The sequence below is a fragment of the Bradyrhizobium ottawaense genome (genome assembly GCF_900099825.1).
Taxonomy (GTDB): Bacteria; Pseudomonadota; Alphaproteobacteria; order Rhizobiales; family Xanthobacteraceae; genus Bradyrhizobium; species Bradyrhizobium ottawaense_A.
Window position 1 is genome coordinate 7,654,410 of record NZ_LT629693.1, and the last position, 15,526, is coordinate 7,669,935.

A 15,526-nucleotide genomic window follows, 5' to 3' on the forward strand; every position below is an offset into this window, starting at 1 on the left:
AAATCGGTCTATTCGGGTTACTGGATGCCCGCCTTCGCGGGCATGACGCCTCGTTGGAATTTTCGCCTCAGGACTGGCCATGCACGATATCAAATCGATCCGCGACAACCCCGCAGCCTTCGATGCCGCGCTGAAGCGCCGCGGGCTGGCGCCGTTGTCCGCGTCGCTGCTGGCGATCGACGAAAGGCGCCGTGCGGCGATCCTGGCATCGGAGCAGGCGCAGGCACGGCGCAATGCGGCTTCGAAGGAAATCGGCGAATCCAAGAAAGCCAAGGACGACGCGCGCGCCAACAAGTTGATGGCTGAGGTCGCCGAGCTCAAGACCACCATGCCGGAGCTCGAGCTGACGGCGAAGACGGCCGACGAAGACCTTGCGACGGAATTGTCAGCGATCCCGAACCTGCCGCTCGATGAGGTGCCCGATGGCCTCGACGAGCACAGCAATGTGCAGCGCCATGTCTACGGCAAGGTCCGGAACTACGCCTTTACGCCGAAGCCGCATGACGATCTCGGCGGTGCGCTCGGCTACATGGATTTCGAGGCCGCTGCCAAACTGAGCGGCGCACGCTTTGTCGTACTGAAGAAAGGCCTGGCCCGGCTGGAGCGCGCGATCGGCCAGTTCATGCTCGATCTCCATACCAACGAGCACGGCTACACCGAGATCAATCCGCCGCTGCTGGTGAGAAATGAAGTGATGTTCGGCACCGGGCAGTTGCCGAAGTTCGAGGACGATCAGTTCTGGGCCATCAAGGGCGAATTGCTCGCCACTCCCGATGGACGATTGCTGACCGATCGTCTTGGCCTGATCCCGACGGCCGAGGTGTCGCTGACCAATCTCGTTCGCGAATCCATCGTCGATGAGAAGGAGCTGCCGATGCGCCTTACCGCGCTGACGCCGTGCTTCCGCGCCGAAGCGGGCGCGGCCGGACGCGATACCCGCGGCATGATCCGGCAGCATCAGTTCACCAAGGTCGAGCTGGTTTCAATCACAACACCGGAAGCCAGCATCGACGAGCATGAGCGCATGTTGTCGTGTGCCGAAGAGGTGCTCAAACGGCTCGACCTGCATTACCGGGTGATGACGCTGTGTTCCGGCGACATGGGTTTCTCGGCGCAGAAGACCTACGATATCGAAGTGTGGATGCCGGGGCAGGGCGAGGGCGGCGCCTACCGCGAAATCTCCAGCTGTTCGGTGTGCGGCGATTTCCAGGCGCGGCGCATGGATGCGCGCTCGCGCGGGCCGGACGGCAAGCCGCGCTTCGTGCATACGCTGAACGGCTCCGGCACCGCAGTCGGCCGCGCGCTGATTGCGGTCATGGAAACCTATCAACAGGAAGACGGTTCGATTGCGGTGCCCGCCGTGCTGCAGCCCTATATGGGCGGGCTCAAGGTCATCGAGCGCGACAAATAGCGAATGTGAGACATGCCGCTGCATCGCGACATCCACTGGATCGGAAGGCAGTGGGCCGTCACCGGCCACGGGATGCAGTTGATCGACCAGAAGCTGCAAGGCTTCTTCGATATCGAAGCCGCCCGCCTGTGGGATGACATTCTGATCGAAAGCGTGCACGCCAAGGAGTGGCTCAACAGAGCTGACTTCGATAAAGGTCTCGCGCTCGCGCGGGCGCGACATGCGCAACCGTCTGGTGCGGAGACACCGCCTCGGCAGGCTGCGCCATTGCCGGCGATTGAACCCGTTACGCCGCCTCCGCCGGCCGTGAAGCTCCCAGAGCCGAAGCCGGAAACCCCGAAGCTCGAAATCCCGAAGCCGGCGGCGCCGACCATCCCGGCGCCGACCGTCCCAAAGCCCGCTTCGATCGAACCGCCGCGGGCGGAGTTGAAAACGCCCGCGATCGCGGCGCGCACGCCTGTCGAACCGCCTGTTGCGGTGACGCCGCGGCAAGCCGCGACGCCGCCGGCGACCGAACCGGCTGCGCCGCTTCCGCCGATCGTGAAGCCCGCAGAGGCGAAGCGGGGAATCCTCAAGCTCGGAGCCCCGGAGCCGGTAACGGTGACGCTTATCAAGCGTCGTCCCGCCGAGGCGCCGGCTGCCGTAACGCCGCCGCCGCAAGCGGCGCTACCTGCGGCGGTCACACCTGCTGCACCGCCGTCACCGCTTCCGCCGACCGTCGAACGCGATGCGCCAGAGCGGGTCGTGTTCGTCAAGCCGGGTGTGATCGAACCGCTGCGAGCGGTCGCGGAACCGCGGGCACCCGCGATCGGCACGAACCTATCCTCCGTCGAGCCTTCGCCGCCGCCATCGCTGTTTCAGATGCGCTACGAGTGCCGCGCCAGATTCGTTCGGCCCTGGCGCGTGGTGGCGCGGAAAATTTGAGGAAACCCGGGCCGGTTTGCCTCCGCGGCGATAGCCGGATAAGACGACGCCCGGCGCTAAGACCACCCCGAACCAGAAGGCACTTTGGCGGATGCGAATTCTCTGCACCAATGACGACGGCATCCATGCCCCCGGCCTGAAGGTCGTCGAAGAGATTGCGCGTGCGCTGTCCGACGACGTCTGGATCGTGGCACCGGAACTCGATCAATCCGGCGTCTCGCATTCGCTGTCGCTGAACGATCCGCTGCGCCTGCGCGAGGTCGGTCCGCGCCACTTCGCGGTGCGGGGCACGCCGACCGATTGCGTGATCATGGGATCGCGCCACATCCTCGGCGAAAAGGGACCCGATCTTGTACTGTCAGGTGTCAACAAGGGCCGCAACGTCGCGGAGGACGTGGTCTATTCCGGCACCATCGCCGGCGCGCTGGAAGGCACCATTCTCGGAATCCCGTCGTTTGCGCTGAGCCAGGAATTTTCTATCGAAACCCGGCACGCGCCGCTGTGGGACACCGCGCTGAAATTCGGGCCCGACATTCTGCGCAAGGTGATCGCCGCCGGCGTGCCGAAGAACACCGTGATCAACGTCAATTTTCCGGCCTGCACGCCGGATCTCGTCAAGGGCGTCCGGGTGACGCGGCAGGGCAAGCGCAATGTTGGCTTCCTGAAGGTCGACAAGCGCCATGACGGCCGCGGCAATCCGTATTTCTGGCTCGGTTTTGAGCGCGCCGCGGCCATGGAAGTGCCGGCGGAGGGCACCGACCTCGCAGCGCTGGTCGCACGCTATGTTTCGGTTACGCCGCTGCGGCTCGACCGTACCGACGAGGCGTTTTCGGACGCGCTGACGACGACGTTGAAATAACGCGAAGCGTCATACCGGCAACGGGTCTGGCGGGTATCCATTACGCTGCGGCGTCGCGGCTTGATCGATTGTCTCTGGAATACAGGATCATCCGCTTTGAGGCTGATGACGGGGAGGTGGCCGTCTTAAACCGCCGCGCTCTTCAGCGTGCTGTCGATCATTTGCGCCAGCGTTTCCAGTTGGAACGGCTTCTGCAATGCGGGACGGTCGCGATATTCCAGCGGCAGGCCCGAGGAGCCGTAACCGGTCGCGAAAATGAACGGGCGGCCTTTCGCCTTGATCAGTTCGGCCACCGGCGTGATCACCTTGCCGTTGACGTTGACGTCGAGAATGGCGAGGTCGAAATTGGTCGACTCCACGAGCCTGAGCGCCTCGCTGATTTCACCGGCTTCGGCGGCCACGCCGTAGCCGAGCTCTTCGAGCATGTCGGCGACCATCATCCGGATCATGACCTCGTCCTCGACGAGAAAAACAGAACAGCCCTCGGGCCGCGTCGCCATCATGATGGAATCCTTGCTCTTCCGAGCGCCAACGTTCGCAAAAAACACCCCCCGGCGCAACGCCGGCCTGCATCCGCAACAAGAATGGCGGCTAATGGTTTTCCGGGGCTCTAACGCCGGGATGGGGTAACGGTTCCATGCCACGGAACCGGTTTTTCAGGAAATTGTTCCTTAATGGCGTCGCCGCTATTGCATCCCGGTCTGCCCGAAGCTCAGGATCGGGGGGCGAAGGCCCGCCAAGAGATATCATGTCCCAAGAACCGCCCGAAAAGATGATGTTCCAGCTCAACCTGCGGCGGCGGGGGATCAGCGATCAGGCCATTCTGCGTACCATGGAGGAGGTGCCGCGCGAGGTGTTCGTCACGGCGGCCGATCGGGGACACGCCTATCGCGACAGCGCCCTCGGCATCGCCTGCGGGCAGACCATCAGCCAGCCCTTCGTGGTCGCCTATATGACCGAGCAGCTGCAGTTGCGGAAGCATCACAAGGTGCTCGAGATCGGCACCGGCTCCGGCTACCAGGCCGCGGTGCTCTCGCGGTTGTGCGGCCATGTCTTCACCATCGAGCGCTACCGGACGCTGGCCGACAGCGCGCGCAGCCGGCTGGAGAAGCTCGGCTATCACAACATCGAGGTGATGTTCGGCGACGGTTTTGACATTCCGCCAGGGGCCGGCGACTTCGACCGCATCATTGTGACGGCGGCGATGGAGCAAATTCCGGACGGCCTGCTGCAGCGGCTGGAGCCCGGCGGCGTCCTGATCGCACCGGTCGGGCCGCATCAGGGGACCCAGACGCTGATCCGTGTAACCAGGACCGACAGCGGTTTCGAGCGCAAGGAATTGGTCGACGTGCGGTTCGTGCCGGCGCTGCCGGGGATCGCGCGCGAACTGTAGAATTCCGGATTGGCGGTTCCCGCCAACACCTTATTCGAGGCCTCATCGGACGGTTAAGCGCTTGTTTACTCCGGAGGTGTTTACTCAAAACAGTATTTTGTTGCGTACCAGTGAGTAACCATGTCCCGTGTCGTCGAGTTACTTCGCTCGCGTAGCGTGCCGCAATTTGCGGTGCTGGCGCTGATGTCAGTTGGTTTTGCCGGCTGCAGCGCCGATATGTCGACGCGACTTTCCCAGAATTATTCCAATCCCTTTGCCTCCGAGCCTCAGGCCACCGGTTCGGTACCGACGCCTGCCGTCGAGCGCCGCGAGCTGCCGCAATATTCGCGGCCGCAGTCGCAGACCCCGTCTCAGCAGCAGTACCAGTCGCAAGCGCTGCCGCCGCCTTCGGTCGCTGCACCTCACTCCTATCCGGTGGCATCCAAAGGCGTGTCCGGCGGAGGCCGCGGGCTGTCGTCCTACACGCCGCCAGCCCATCCGCAGCTCGAGACCACCGGCACGGTTGCGCCGCGTTCGGTCGCCGCGGCCCATCCGCCGGCGGCCGGCGGCACCACGATCATCGTCGGCACCAGCGACACGCTTGACCTTCTGTCGAAGCGCTACAACGTCTCGACCGCGGCGATCCTGCAGGCCAACGGATACAAGGGGCCGCGCGCGCTCTCGCCGGGCCAGCAACTGATCATTCCACGCCAGACCGCAGCCGTCGCTGCGCCCGTGGCAGCAACGGCGCCTGCCGTCGCGCCGCCGCTGAGCAGGCCCGTGGCCGCAGCGTCGAGCGTTCACATCGTCAATCGCGGCGATACCCTGATGAGCATCGCGCGCCGCAACCATGTCCCGGTGGCGGAGCTGGCGAGGGCCAATAACCTCGACACGTCGGCCAGGCTCAGCCTCGGCATGAAACTCAACGTGCCCGGCGCAAAATCCGCGGCCGCAGCACCGGTGATGCAGCCGGTCGCGGCAGCACCCGTTCAGCCGGTCGCGGCCGTTGCCGCTCCCGCCACCAAGATGGCCGCAGCTGCGGTGCCGCCGCAAAGCGCGCGCCTGGCGCAGGCCACCACCAACGTCACGGAAGAAAAGCCCGTCGCCGCCGAGGTGTCGGCTGTCAAGCCGAGCGAAGCCACCGGCGCGCTGCCGACCTTCCGCTGGCCGGTGCGCGGCAAGGTGATCACGAGCTACGGCGCCAAGACCAACGGCAAGTCCAATGACGGTATCAATCTGGCGGTGCCGGAAGGCACGCCGGTGAAGGCGGCGGAAGACGGCGTCGTTGCCTATTCCGGCAACGAACTGAAGGGTTACGGCAATCTGGTTCTGGTTCGGCACTCCAACGGTTACGTCACCGCATATGCCCATGCGAGTGAACTGATGGTGAAGCGCGGGGACACGATCAAGCGCGGTCAGATCATTGCCAAGTCGGGTCAATCGGGTGAGGTGGGGTCGCCGCAACTCCACTTCGAGATCCGCAAGGGATCTTCACCGGTTGACCCGCTTCAATTCCTCAATGGGGCGTGAGGGATCGCTGCATCGAGCAGCGAACCAGCGCATCCACGCACACAACTGTCATCGCCCGGCTCGACCGGGCGACCCAGTGTTCCAGAGCAGTTGCGATAGGGCCGTGAAGCCGTGGGGTACTGGATCCCCCGCTTTCGCGGAGGATGACGAGCGGTGTTCGTGCGTGAAGTTCGCGCTTAACGCGCGCTACTTCCCCGCCAGCCTCACACCCAGCCGGCCTGCCAGCTCCTGCGTGAACTGCCACGCCACGCGCCCTGAACGTGAACCGCGCGTGGTCGACCATTCCAGCGCTTCGCGTTCCAGCTCGGCGTCGTCCATCTTGATGCCGTAATGGCCGCAATAGCCCCGCACCATCGCCAGATATTCGTCCTGGCTGCAGCGGTGGAAGCCGAGCCACAGACCGAAGCGGTCCGACAGCGACACCTTTTCCTCGACCGCTTCGCCGGGATTGATCGCGGTCGAACGCTCGTTCTCGATCATGTCGCGCGCGAGCAGATGGCGGCGGTTCGAGGTGGCGTAGAGGATGACATTGTCGGGACGTCCCTCGATGCCGCCTTCCAGCACCGCCTTCAGCGACTTGTAGGAGGCGTCGTTGCCGTCGAAGGAGAGGTCGTCGCAGAACACGATGAAGCTGAACGAGGAGTTGCGCAGGCGGTCCATCAGGCTGGGCAGGCTCTCGATGTCCTCGCGGTGAATCTCGATCAGCTTGAGCCGGTCGGCCGGCTTGCGGTTGAGATTGATGTTGGCATGGGCCGCCTTCACCAGCGACGATTTGCCCATCCCGCGTGCGCCCCAGAGCAGCGCATTGTTGGCGGGCAGGCCGTCGGCGAACCGCTCAGTGTTCTCGATCAGGATGTCGCGCATCCGGTCGATCCCCTTGAGCAGGCCGAGGTCAACGCGGCTGACGCGCGGGACCGGCGCCAGCCGTCCGTCCGGGTGCCAGACAAAGGCGTCGGCGGCGCCGAACGACTCAACATTCCCGGCCGCCGGCGAGGCCGCGGAAAGGTGGCTGGCGATGGCTTCCAGCGCGGTGGCGATCCGCACGGCGGTGGCGTCGTCCGAAGGCTTTGCCGGACGTTTTGTCGCGGTTTTTGCCGATGCCCGCGCGGCGGCCTTTGGGGCGGCGCGGGGCGTTGTTTTCTTGGCTCTTTTTGACATTTTTCGGGTTCCTGACCGCGCAGCCATAACGGGCCTTGGAAGGTCCCGCAAGCGCCCTAAATGAGGGGTCTGGCAGCGTTGCAATTAGGCCCGCCGCCGCTATAGTCCGCGCGAATTTACCCGGACCGGTACGTTGCCCAGGCCTTGATACCCAGGCAGGGCCGGTTCTTTCCCGACTCACGAGGATTGTTCGAATGCTGATTACCCCTGCGTACGCCCAGGCTGCAGCCGGTGGCGATGCCAACAGCATGTTGATGTCACTGCTGCCGTTCGCGCTGATCTTCGTGATCATGTACTTCCTGATTCTGCGTCCGCAGCAGAAGAAGGTGAAGGACCATGCCGAACTGGTGAAGAACATCCGTCGCGGCGACACCGTCGTCACCTCCGGCGGCCTGGTCGGCAAGGTGACCAAGGTGGTCGACGACGACCAGATCGAGTTCGAGATTTCGGACGGCGTCCGCGTGCGGCAGATGCGGCAGATGATTTCGGGCGTCCGTGCCAAGGGGGAGCCGGCCAAGGAAAAGACGGAAGCCGCCAAGGACGAGACGTCGGCGAGCTAACGTTTTTCGCGCCGCTGTCGCGGCGTATTTTCCTGGATCTGACGGGTCAACTCGATGTTGTATTTCACGCGGTGGAAGGCGCTGGCGATCGTTCTGACCGCGCTTGTGGTCTGCCTGTGCGCCGTTCCGAACTTCTTCCCGGAAGCGCAGGTCAAGACCTGGCCGGTCTGGGCGCAGCGCCATCTCGTGCTCGGCCTCGATCTGCAGGGCGGCTCGCATCTGCTTTTCGAAGTGGATGCGAACTCCGTCAAGAAAAGCAAGCTCGACCAGGTTCGCGACGACGTCCGCCGCGCGCTGCGCGACGCCAAGATCGGCTATACCGGTCTTGCCGCCAAGGCGGACTCCGTCGAAGTCCGCGTCAAGGACACCGATCTTGCGACCGCGCTGACCAAATTGCGCGAGCTGTCGCAGCCGCTCGGCGGGCTGCTCGGCTCGAATGGGCAACGCAGCCTTGAAGTCAGCGACGCCGGCGGCGGATTGATCCGGCTGAGCGTTCCTGCCGCGGCTATCACCGACCGGATCAGACAGGTCGTCGAGCAATCCATTCAGATCGTCGAGCGCCGCATCAACCAGCTCGGTACCGTCGAACCGTTGATTCAGCGTCAGGGCCTCGACCGCATTCTGGTCCAGGTGCCCGGGCTCCAGGACCCCACGCGAGTCATCGAGCTCGTCGGGCAAACGGCGCAAATGGACTTCCGGATGGTCGATTCCACGGTCTCGCCGGAACAGGCCGCCGCCGGACGTCTGCCGCCGGATTCGGAACTCCTGCCGAGCACGGAACCGGGCAGGCCGCCTTACGTCATCAAGAAGCAGGTTCTGGTTTCCGGCGATGACCTGACCGACGCCCAGCCGGGCTTCGACCAGCGCTCGAACGAGCCGATTGTCAGCTTCCGTTTCAACACCTCGGGCTCGCGCAAATTCTCGCAGGCAACCACGGAGAACGTCGGGCAACCCTTCGCGATCGTGCTCGATAACAAGGTGATTTCCGCGCCGGTGATCCGCGAACCCATCACCGGCGGCTCGGGCCAGATTTCCGGCAGCTTCACCGTGCAGGCTGCCAATGATCTCGCGATCCTGCTGCGCGCCGGTGCGCTGCCCGCGAAGCTCACCGTGATCGAACAGCGTACCGTCGGTCCGGGCCTCGGCCAGGACTCGATCGAGAAGGGTGAACTCGCAGCTTACGTCGGTTCGATCCTGGTCATCGTGTTCATGCTGGCGACCTATCGGCTGTTCGGCGTGTTCGCCAACATTGCCGTCGCCATCAACGTCGCCATGATCTTCGGCATCCTGTCGCTTCTCAACGCCACGCTGACGCTGCCCGGCATCGCCGGCATCGTGCTCACGGTCGGCATTGCGGTCGACTCCAACGTGCTGATCTACGAGCGCATCCGCGAGGAATTGCGCGGTGGTCGCACCGCGATTTCGGCGATCGATGCCGGCTTCAAGCGCGCGCTCTCGACCATTCTCGATTCCAACATCACGACATTCATCGCCGCGGTCGTGTTGTTCTATATTGGCACCGGACCGGTTCGCGGTTTTGCCGTGACGCTCGGCATCGGCATCATCACCACGGTGTTCACCGCCTTCACGCTGACCCGCCTGATCGTGGCGTGGTGGGTGCGGTGGAAGCGGCCGCAAACCGTGCCGATCTAAGGATCCAGCCTGTGACCCACTTCGTTCTCATCGCGCTGGGCGTTCTGATTGCCGTGCTGACGGTCGTCAGCTGCTTCGGCTGGCTGCCGTCGCTGCGGATCGTTCCCGACGACACCCATTTCGATTTCACCCGCTTTCGCCGCATCAGCTTTCCGATCTCGGCGGCGCTGTCGATTGTCGCAATCACGCTGTTCTTCACCCACGGGCTGAATTTCGGCATCGACTTCAAGGGCGGTACGCTCCTGGAAGTCCAGTCCAAGTCGGGCGCGGCCGATCTCGCCACGATGCGCGCGACGCTGGGCAATCTCGGGCTCGGCGACGTCCAGTTGCAGCAGTTCGGCGGCCCGGCCGATGTGTTGATCCGGGTTGCCGAGCAGCCCGGCGGCGATGCCGCGCAACAGGTCGCTGTTCAGAAGGTCCGTGGCGCGCTCGGCGATTCCGTCGACTATCGTCGCGTCGAAGTGGTGGGACCGCGCGTCTCGGGCGAATTGCTGGCCTACGGCATGCTCGGCCTGATGCTCGCGATCCTGGCCATCCTGATCTATCTCTGGTTCCGGTTCGAATGGCAGTTTGCGCTCGGCGCCATGATCGCCAACGTCCACGACATCGTGCTGACGATCGGCTTCATGTCGATCACCCAGGTCGACTTCGACCTCACCAGTATCGCGGCGCTGTTGACGATTCTCGGCTACTCCCTGAACGACACGGTCGTGATCTATGACCGGATCCGGGAAATGCTGCGGCGTTACAAGAAAATGCCGATGCCGCAGCTGCTCAACGAGTCCATCAATTCGACGCTGTCGCGCTCGATCATCACCCACGTCACGGTGACGCTGGCGTTGCTGGCGCTGCTGCTGTTCGGCGGCCACGCCATCCACAGCTTCACGGCGGTCATGATGTTCGGCGTGGTGCTGGTCGGTACCTACACCTCGATCTTCATCGCGGCGCCGATCCTGATTTATCTCGGCGTCGGCATCAACCGCGATGGGCCGGATACGCCAGCGAAGAAGTAAGACATGACTAACCCCTCGGACGTTCCGCATCTTCCGAGGCCGGCGCCGATCGAGGCCTACGGCAAGGGCGGCTTCGCCTTCGACACCATGTCGCATCGCGGCTCGCTGTTGTGCCTGCCGGACGGGATCTGGGCGTGGCCGGTGACCCAGCCTGCCGAGATCGACCAATATTCGCTGGAGCGCGTGTTCAAGGCCGCCAACGCCATCGACACGCTGATCGTCGGCACCGGCACCGAAGTCTGGCTGCCGCCGCGCGGCCTGCGCGAGGCACTGCGGGCGGTCCGGGTGGTAATGGATCCGATGCTGACCGGTCCCGCGATCCGCACCTATAACATCATGCTGGGCGAGCGCCGGCGCGTCGCGGCGGCGCTGATCGCGGTGCCATGAGCGCCACGAACGCTCCGATCGATGCCGCCGGCTTCTGCGCCGATCTGGTGCGCAGTCGCGATTTTGCCCGCTACGCCGCGACGCTGTTCATGCCGGCCATCCCGCGTCGCGCGCTGCTGGCCGTCTACGCCTTCAACACCGAGATTTCGCGGGTGCGCGAGCAGGTCAGCCAGCCGCTGCCGGGCGAAATGCGACTGCAATGGTGGACCGACATGCTGGGCGGCACCGGCCATGGCGGCATCGAGGGCAATCCGGTGGCGGCCGAACTGTTGCTTGCAATTCGGGATTTTCGGCTGCCGGTCGAGCCGCTGCTGCGCCTGATCGAGGAGCATCAGTTCGATCTCTACAACGACCCGATGCCGTCGATGGCCGCGCTGGAAGGCTACGTCACCGATACCTCGTCGGCGCTGCTTTCGCTGGGGGCGCGGCTCGTGGCGCGGCCGTCGGAGCAGATCGATCATCTCGCGCGCCATGCGGGTTTGGCCCAGGGCATCGCGCAGGTGATCGCGGCGCTGCCGCGCGATGCGGCGCGGCGGCAGCTGTTCGTGCCGGTGCAGTTGCTGGAAAGCCATGGCAGCGGAATGGAAGAAGTCTATGCGGGCAAGCAGACGCCGGGCACGCGCGCCGCGATCGATCAGTTGGTCGGCGAGGCGCGCGCCCATCTTGCGACGGCTTTCGAGCTGCTGGCCGGCGTGCCGCCGGAAGCGAGACCGGTATTCCTGCCGCTGGCGCTGGTCCGCCGCGATCTGCAGCGGTTGTCGCGCGCGGACACGGATCACTTCGTGCCGCAGCCGACGTCGCGGTTGCGGACGTTATGGACGCTGTGGCGGGCGTCGCGGTCGGGACGGTTCGGCGGTTAGTGCGGCTTGCGTTCCCCGGATGCTGCGCAGCGCGAAGCGGTGCGCTGCTGGTCCGGGGTCCATCGTGGTTGCAGTATGGATCCCGGTTCTGCGACGCAGCGCAAGCGCTGCATCGCGCCCGGGACACGAGACTAGCGTGCCGACTGATCCATATCGGCCGACTCGAAATTAAACCGATCCCGCAGATTCTTGCGCTGCTCGAGAATGTCCTTCAGGAATTCGCGGTCGGCGTCGCTGGTCATCATCGGCTCGATCAGGTCGATCTGGTTCATCGCCACCAGTTGCAGGATCTCGGTGCGCGGTTTGCCAAAACTGTCGCGCGGCAAAGCGTGCACCACCTGGATATGTTCGGGCGGCTTGATGCCCTTGGCGGATGAGAGCTCGCTGCGCAGTTGCTTCTCCAGCGCGACCTTGTCCGCCTCGACAAACGCGTACAGCCCGACACCGACACGCCGGTCGGCGAAGGCGACGATCGCGGTGTCGCGCACCTCGGGGTTTTTCCGGATCAGATCGGCCAGCACCGGCGCGTCGTTGACCAGGCGCCGGCCGCCGCCTTCGCGATCGCTGAAATTGAACAGGCCGCGGGTGATCGCCTGATAGACCTTCTTGCCGGTCTTGAGCCAGAGGCTGGCGACAAAGGATTTGCGCGCCAGAATCTTGCGCTCCATCGGCGTCAGCGCCGATGGCGCATAGCTGCGCTTGTGCTTCAGCAGATGCCGCAGGTCCTCATAGGCCGCGATCCGGAACAGCCGGCTGCGGCTCTTGAAGCAGCCGGCCAGCTGAAAGTCGGTGAGATAGGCGTTGCCGTCGCTGCCGCGCAGCCAGTTCTGTTCCTTGGCGAGATCGTTGTGGCAGATGCCGGCGCGATGCAGCTTGCGCAAGGCAAGCTTGGCGGAGCGGAAATAAGCGAGGTCGCCATGAGGCTTGGCGAGGTGCAGCGCGACGCCGTCGATGAAGCCGCGCACCAGCGCTTGGCGTCCGGCCCACAACAGCTTCGGGCCGACATTGAGATCGCGCGCCAGCGTCAGGGCGCGGCGTTCGCGGGCAAACAGATGGCGGGCCAGCGGATAGGACCATAGCGGCACCTGGTCGAGCCGGCGCAGTACGCCCTCGACGTCGCCGCCCTCGGCGCGAAAACGTCCGCGCTCGACAGTCGAGAACACGTCGCGCTTCAACAGCACGCCTTCGCTCCACCGCGCCGACAGAACTGCGGCGTCATCCCCTCGCAAGGCCATGGTGTTACGCCGCCGCCGCTACGCGCAGATGGTCGGCGATCCAGCGATCGAGATCGGCGAGCGCGCGGGCGCTCATCGCCTGCTTCTTGGCGACCGTCTTCTCGTTGCCGCGCAGCCGCGTGCCATCCGGCTTCTTGGTCGGCGCCACTACAAGCGGCGGGAACAGGCCGAAATTGATATTCATCGGCTGGAACGAGCGCGTACCCGGCTCAACGGTCTCGATGTGGCCGCCGGTGATGTGGCCGAGCAGCGAACCCAGCGCCGTGGTCACGGGCGGCGGCGCCAGCGATTGGGCGCGCGCATCGGCTGCGGCGTAAAGTCCGGCGATCAGTCCGATGCTGGCGGATTCCACATAGCCCTCGCAGCCGGTCATCTGGCCGGCAAAACGCAGCCGCGGCTGGGCGCGCAGCCGCAACTGCCCGTCCAGCAGCTTTGGCGAGTTGAGGAAGGTGTTGCGGTGGAGGCCGCCGAGCCGGGCGAATTCGGCCTGTTCGAGCCCGGGAATGGTGCGGAACACCTGTTGCTGCGCGCCGTGCTTCAGCTTGGTCTGGAAACCGACGATGTTGTAGAGCGTGCCGAGCTTGTTGTCCTGGCGCAGTTGCACGATGGCATAGGCCTTCACGGTCGGATCGTGCGGGTTGGTCAGTCCGACCGGCTTCATCGGTCCATGCCGCAGCGTCTCATGGCCGCGCTCGGCCATCACTTCGACCGGCAGGCAGCCGTCGAAATAGGGCGTGTTGGTCTCCCAGTCCTTGAAGTCGACCTTCTCGCCGGCCAGCAGCGCCGCGACGAAGGCGTCGTATTGCTCCTTGGTCATCGGGCAGTTGATGTAATCGGCGCCGGTGCCGCCGGGCCCGACCTTGTCGTAGCGCGACTGAAACCACGCCACCGACATATCGATGGAATCCTTGTGCACGATCGGCGCGATCGCGTCGAAGAACGCCAGCGCGTTCTCGTCGGTCAGCTCACGAATGGCCTCCGCCAGCGGCGCCGAAGTGAGGGGCCCGGTGGCGACGATGACATTGCCCCATTCGGCCGGCGGCAGGCCGGCGACCTCGGCCCGGTCGATCTCGATCAGGGGATGATCGTGCAGCGCCTTGGTGACGGCGGCCGAAAAGCCGTCGCGGTCGACCGCCAGCGCGCCGCCGGCGGGCACTTGATTGGCGTCGGCAGAGCGCATGATCAGCGAGCCCAGCCGGCGCATCTCGGCGTGCAGCAGGCCGACGGCATTGTTGGCGGCATCGTCGGAACGGAACGAGTTGGAGCAGACCAGTTCGGCCAGGTCCTCGGTGCGGTGCGCCTCGGTCATCCGGGAGGGGCGCATCTCGTGCAGGATCACCCGGATCCCGGCATTGGCGATCTGCCAGGCGGCTTCCGAGCCGGCAAGGCCGCCGCCAACCACATGGACGGTGTCAGTTTGGGGAGTGTTGGAAATCATGCGCGCAGGGTTAGCGCGTTTTCGCGCGGAACGCACCTGCGTCTGCGATCTTTGGCGCGTTTTGAGACGAAACGCGTCGGGTGCGGATACGACAACGCCCGCAGCAAGGCGGGCGTTATCCGTTCGTTAGATCAGGCGGCTGGGGGGCAAATCAGCCGTTGTAGGATCCGGCTGCAACGCGCGGAATGTCCGAGCGATCGAGGCCGATGTCGGCCAGTTCGCGATCGCTGAGCTGGGACAGTTCGCTGACATTGCGCTGATAGTCCCGGAACGCCTGGATCATGCGGATGAGCGAGAGAAGCATGGTAGTCTCCTTGTAGTTACGATTCAGCCCTTGGAGGAAAGCCTCATCGTTGAAATGAATATAGAACGGCATACCGCATTGCGGAAGTTCCTATGTTGCGGTGCAGCTAATCAAAAAACGCATAGCGGAGGTAAGAAGCGATTAACCTTTCGGCATGGCTGGCCGGTCGGTCGTTCAAGCCAGCGGCCAGAGCCTCGAAATAAGGCAGATTTGCCTTTAAAATAGTGGAATTGTCGCAGATCCGACACAGGCCTTACTGCCAGGAAAATGGAAATTGGGGAACGCAGATTCAAGAGCGCGTGCTCAAATGCGACCGAAAATGTCTCCCCGAGGCCCGATTCTTGGAATTTTCTTATGCGTGATTCGCATGCGATTTTTACATACAAATGAATTTATAATCAGCCTTTCGTGAGCGAGAAATGTTCCGTCGGCCTTGCTGAGACGGAAGCCGGGCGCCCTGGAGGCGAACTCACTGCGCCCAGACGTCGTCGAGCGCGGGACCTTCATTGGCCGGACGCATCGTGGTCACCCGCGACGACCCGTCCCGGGCGAGGTGGATGCGGACAGTGGCGCGAGCGAAATTGCGCGAGACCATTTGCATCCCCGATCGCGTGTTGGAGCCGTGCAGCCTGAGGTGGTGACGGTGATAGTCGCATCGCTTGTGCAACTCCGTGCACCGCTTGTGCACGTCCGTCGTCACGCATCGATCAACGCGCGCTGTGCGTCGCATCATTACGCAGCCGTAATGAATTACGCGGTCGTAATGAAAAAGCGTTGTTTCGCATAAGGCGTTGCGCGCGGCGCCGATCACATCTCTATCGC

Annotated in this window: 16 protein-coding genes; 10 read left to right on the forward strand and 6 right to left on the reverse strand. The window is 64.2% G+C overall.

Going from position 1 to position 15,526, the window contains the following annotated elements; genetic code table 11:
• The first annotated feature begins 79 nt into the window (after window positions 1-79).
• From serS to surE, 3 genes are all read left to right on the forward strand, one after another.
• Window positions 80-1,411, forward strand: coding sequence for a serine--tRNA ligase (gene serS / locus BLR13_RS36200; RefSeq protein WP_074830199.1), 1,332 nt, complete (start codon window positions 80-82; stop codon window positions 1,409-1,411).
• A 12-nt stretch (window positions 1,412-1,423) separates the two neighbouring features.
• Complete coding sequence (locus BLR13_RS36205; RefSeq protein ID WP_074830196.1) at window positions 1,424-2,335, forward strand: hypothetical protein; 912 nt, start codon at window positions 1,424-1,426, stop codon at window positions 2,333-2,335.
• A gap of 91 nt (window positions 2,336-2,426) precedes the next feature.
• Window positions 2,427-3,194 carry a 5'/3'-nucleotidase SurE gene (surE, locus tag BLR13_RS36210; protein WP_074830192.1) on the forward strand — a complete coding sequence of 256 codons (768 nt, stop codon included), beginning with the start codon at window positions 2,427-2,429 and terminating at the stop codon, window positions 3,192-3,194.
• A 125-nt stretch (window positions 3,195-3,319) separates the two neighbouring features.
• Here surE and BLR13_RS36215 read toward each other — a convergent pair whose 3' ends face one another.
• Window positions 3,320-3,697 (reverse strand): response regulator, encoded by a 378-nt coding sequence (locus BLR13_RS36215; protein ID WP_074832362.1) that lies wholly within the window; start codon window positions 3,695-3,697, stop codon window positions 3,320-3,322.
• Window positions 3,698-3,942: 245 nt separating this feature from the next.
• Between BLR13_RS36215 and BLR13_RS36220 the strand changes: the two genes are divergently transcribed.
• Both BLR13_RS36220 and BLR13_RS36225 read left to right on the forward strand, forming a co-directional pair.
• Entirely contained in the window at window positions 3,943-4,587 is a 645-nt protein-coding gene (locus BLR13_RS36220; protein WP_244525008.1) for a protein-L-isoaspartate(D-aspartate) O-methyltransferase, read from the forward strand.
• 120 nt (window positions 4,588-4,707) lie between these two features.
• Window positions 4,708-6,096 (forward strand): peptidoglycan DD-metalloendopeptidase family protein, encoded by a 1,389-nt coding sequence (locus tag BLR13_RS36225; RefSeq protein ID WP_074830190.1) that lies wholly within the window; start codon window positions 4,708-4,710, stop codon window positions 6,094-6,096.
• 186 nt (window positions 6,097-6,282) lie between these two features.
• On the opposite strand, the gene BLR13_RS36230 is transcribed toward BLR13_RS36225, so the two are convergent.
• Entirely contained in the window at window positions 6,283-7,254 is a 972-nt protein-coding gene (locus BLR13_RS36230; protein ID WP_074830189.1) for an ATP-binding protein, read from the reverse strand.
• 194 nt (window positions 7,255-7,448) lie between these two features.
• Here BLR13_RS36230 and yajC point away from each other — a divergent pair, with 194 nt between their 5' ends.
• The 5 genes from yajC to BLR13_RS36255 are packed head-to-tail and all read left to right on the forward strand — an operon-like array spanning window position 7,449 to window position 11,727.
• Window positions 7,449-7,814 (forward strand): preprotein translocase subunit YajC, encoded by a 366-nt coding sequence (gene yajC / locus BLR13_RS36235; protein ID WP_074830187.1) that lies wholly within the window; start codon window positions 7,449-7,451, stop codon window positions 7,812-7,814.
• Window positions 7,815-7,868: 54 nt separating this feature from the next.
• Window positions 7,869-9,467 carry a protein translocase subunit SecD gene (gene secD, locus BLR13_RS36240; protein ID WP_074830186.1) on the forward strand — a complete coding sequence of 533 codons (1,599 nt, stop codon included), beginning with the start codon at window positions 7,869-7,871 and terminating at the stop codon, window positions 9,465-9,467.
• A gap of 11 nt (window positions 9,468-9,478) precedes the next feature.
• Window positions 9,479-10,480, forward strand: coding sequence for a protein translocase subunit SecF (gene secF / locus BLR13_RS36245; RefSeq protein ID WP_074830184.1), 1,002 nt, complete (start codon window positions 9,479-9,481; stop codon window positions 10,478-10,480).
• Between the two features lie 3 nt (window positions 10,481-10,483).
• A complete protein-coding gene (locus BLR13_RS36250) occupies window positions 10,484-10,867 on the forward strand; it encodes an Mth938-like domain-containing protein (RefSeq protein WP_074830182.1) in 384 nt (127 codons plus the stop codon).
• Window positions 10,864-11,727: a phytoene/squalene synthase family protein gene (locus BLR13_RS36255; protein ID WP_074830181.1), complete on the forward strand. Its 864-nt coding sequence runs from the start codon at window positions 10,864-10,866 to the stop codon at window positions 11,725-11,727. Before BLR13_RS36250 ends, BLR13_RS36255 begins: the two co-directional genes overlap by 4 nt.
• Before the next feature lie 131 nt (window positions 11,728-11,858).
• Here the strand turns inward: BLR13_RS36255 and BLR13_RS36260 are convergent, their stop codons facing one another.
• From BLR13_RS36260 to BLR13_RS40820, 4 genes are all read right to left on the reverse strand, one after another.
• Entirely contained in the window at window positions 11,859-12,962 is a 1,104-nt protein-coding gene (locus BLR13_RS36260; protein WP_074830179.1) for a serine/threonine protein kinase, read from the reverse strand.
• 4 nt (window positions 12,963-12,966) lie between these two features.
• Window positions 12,967-14,400, reverse strand: a complete 1,434-nt coding sequence (trmFO, locus tag BLR13_RS36265) for a methylenetetrahydrofolate--tRNA-(uracil(54)-C(5))-methyltransferase (FADH(2)-oxidizing) TrmFO (protein WP_074830178.1) — start codon at window positions 14,398-14,400, stop codon at window positions 12,967-12,969.
• Between the two features lie 151 nt (window positions 14,401-14,551).
• Window positions 14,552-14,704, reverse strand: coding sequence for a DUF1127 domain-containing protein (locus tag BLR13_RS36270; RefSeq protein ID WP_074832357.1), 153 nt, complete (start codon window positions 14,702-14,704; stop codon window positions 14,552-14,554).
• A gap of 469 nt (window positions 14,705-15,173) precedes the next feature.
• Window positions 15,174-15,515 carry a hypothetical protein gene (locus tag BLR13_RS40820; protein WP_079587276.1) on the reverse strand — a complete coding sequence of 114 codons (342 nt, stop codon included), beginning with the start codon at window positions 15,513-15,515 and terminating at the stop codon, window positions 15,174-15,176.
• Window positions 15,516-15,526: the final 11 nt, after the last annotated feature.

Coding starts and splice junctions, on each gene's coding strand:
- serS (WP_074830199.1), top strand. CDS start 80: ATGCACGATATCAAATCGATCCGCGACAACCCCGCAGCCTTCGATGCC.
- BLR13_RS36205 (WP_074830196.1), top strand. CDS start 1,424: ATGCCGCTGCATCGCGACATCCACTGGATCGGAAGGCAGTGGGCCGTC.
- surE (WP_074830192.1), top strand. CDS start 2,427: ATGCGAATTCTCTGCACCAATGACGACGGCATCCATGCCCCCGGCCTG.
- BLR13_RS36215 (WP_074832362.1), bottom strand. CDS start 3,697: ATGATGGCGACGCGGCCCGAGGGCTGTTCTGTTTTTCTCGTCGAGGAC.
- BLR13_RS36220 (WP_244525008.1), top strand. CDS start 3,943: ATGTCCCAAGAACCGCCCGAAAAGATGATGTTCCAGCTCAACCTGCGG.
- BLR13_RS36225 (WP_074830190.1), top strand. CDS start 4,708: ATGTCCCGTGTCGTCGAGTTACTTCGCTCGCGTAGCGTGCCGCAATTT.
- BLR13_RS36230 (WP_074830189.1), bottom strand. CDS start 7,254: ATGTCAAAAAGAGCCAAGAAAACAACGCCCCGCGCCGCCCCAAAGGCC.
- yajC (WP_074830187.1), top strand. CDS start 7,449: ATGCTGATTACCCCTGCGTACGCCCAGGCTGCAGCCGGTGGCGATGCC.
- secD (WP_074830186.1), top strand. CDS start 7,869: ATGTTGTATTTCACGCGGTGGAAGGCGCTGGCGATCGTTCTGACCGCG.
- BLR13_RS36250 (WP_074830182.1), top strand. CDS start 10,484: ATGACTAACCCCTCGGACGTTCCGCATCTTCCGAGGCCGGCGCCGATC.
- BLR13_RS36255 (WP_074830181.1), top strand. CDS start 10,864: ATGAGCGCCACGAACGCTCCGATCGATGCCGCCGGCTTCTGCGCCGAT.
- BLR13_RS36260 (WP_074830179.1), bottom strand. CDS start 12,962: ATGGCCTTGCGAGGGGATGACGCCGCAGTTCTGTCGGCGCGGTGGAGC.
- trmFO (WP_074830178.1), bottom strand. CDS start 14,400: ATGATTTCCAACACTCCCCAAACTGACACCGTCCATGTGGTTGGCGGC.
- BLR13_RS36270 (WP_074832357.1), bottom strand. CDS start 14,704: ATGCTTCTCTCGCTCATCCGCATGATCCAGGCGTTCCGGGACTATCAG.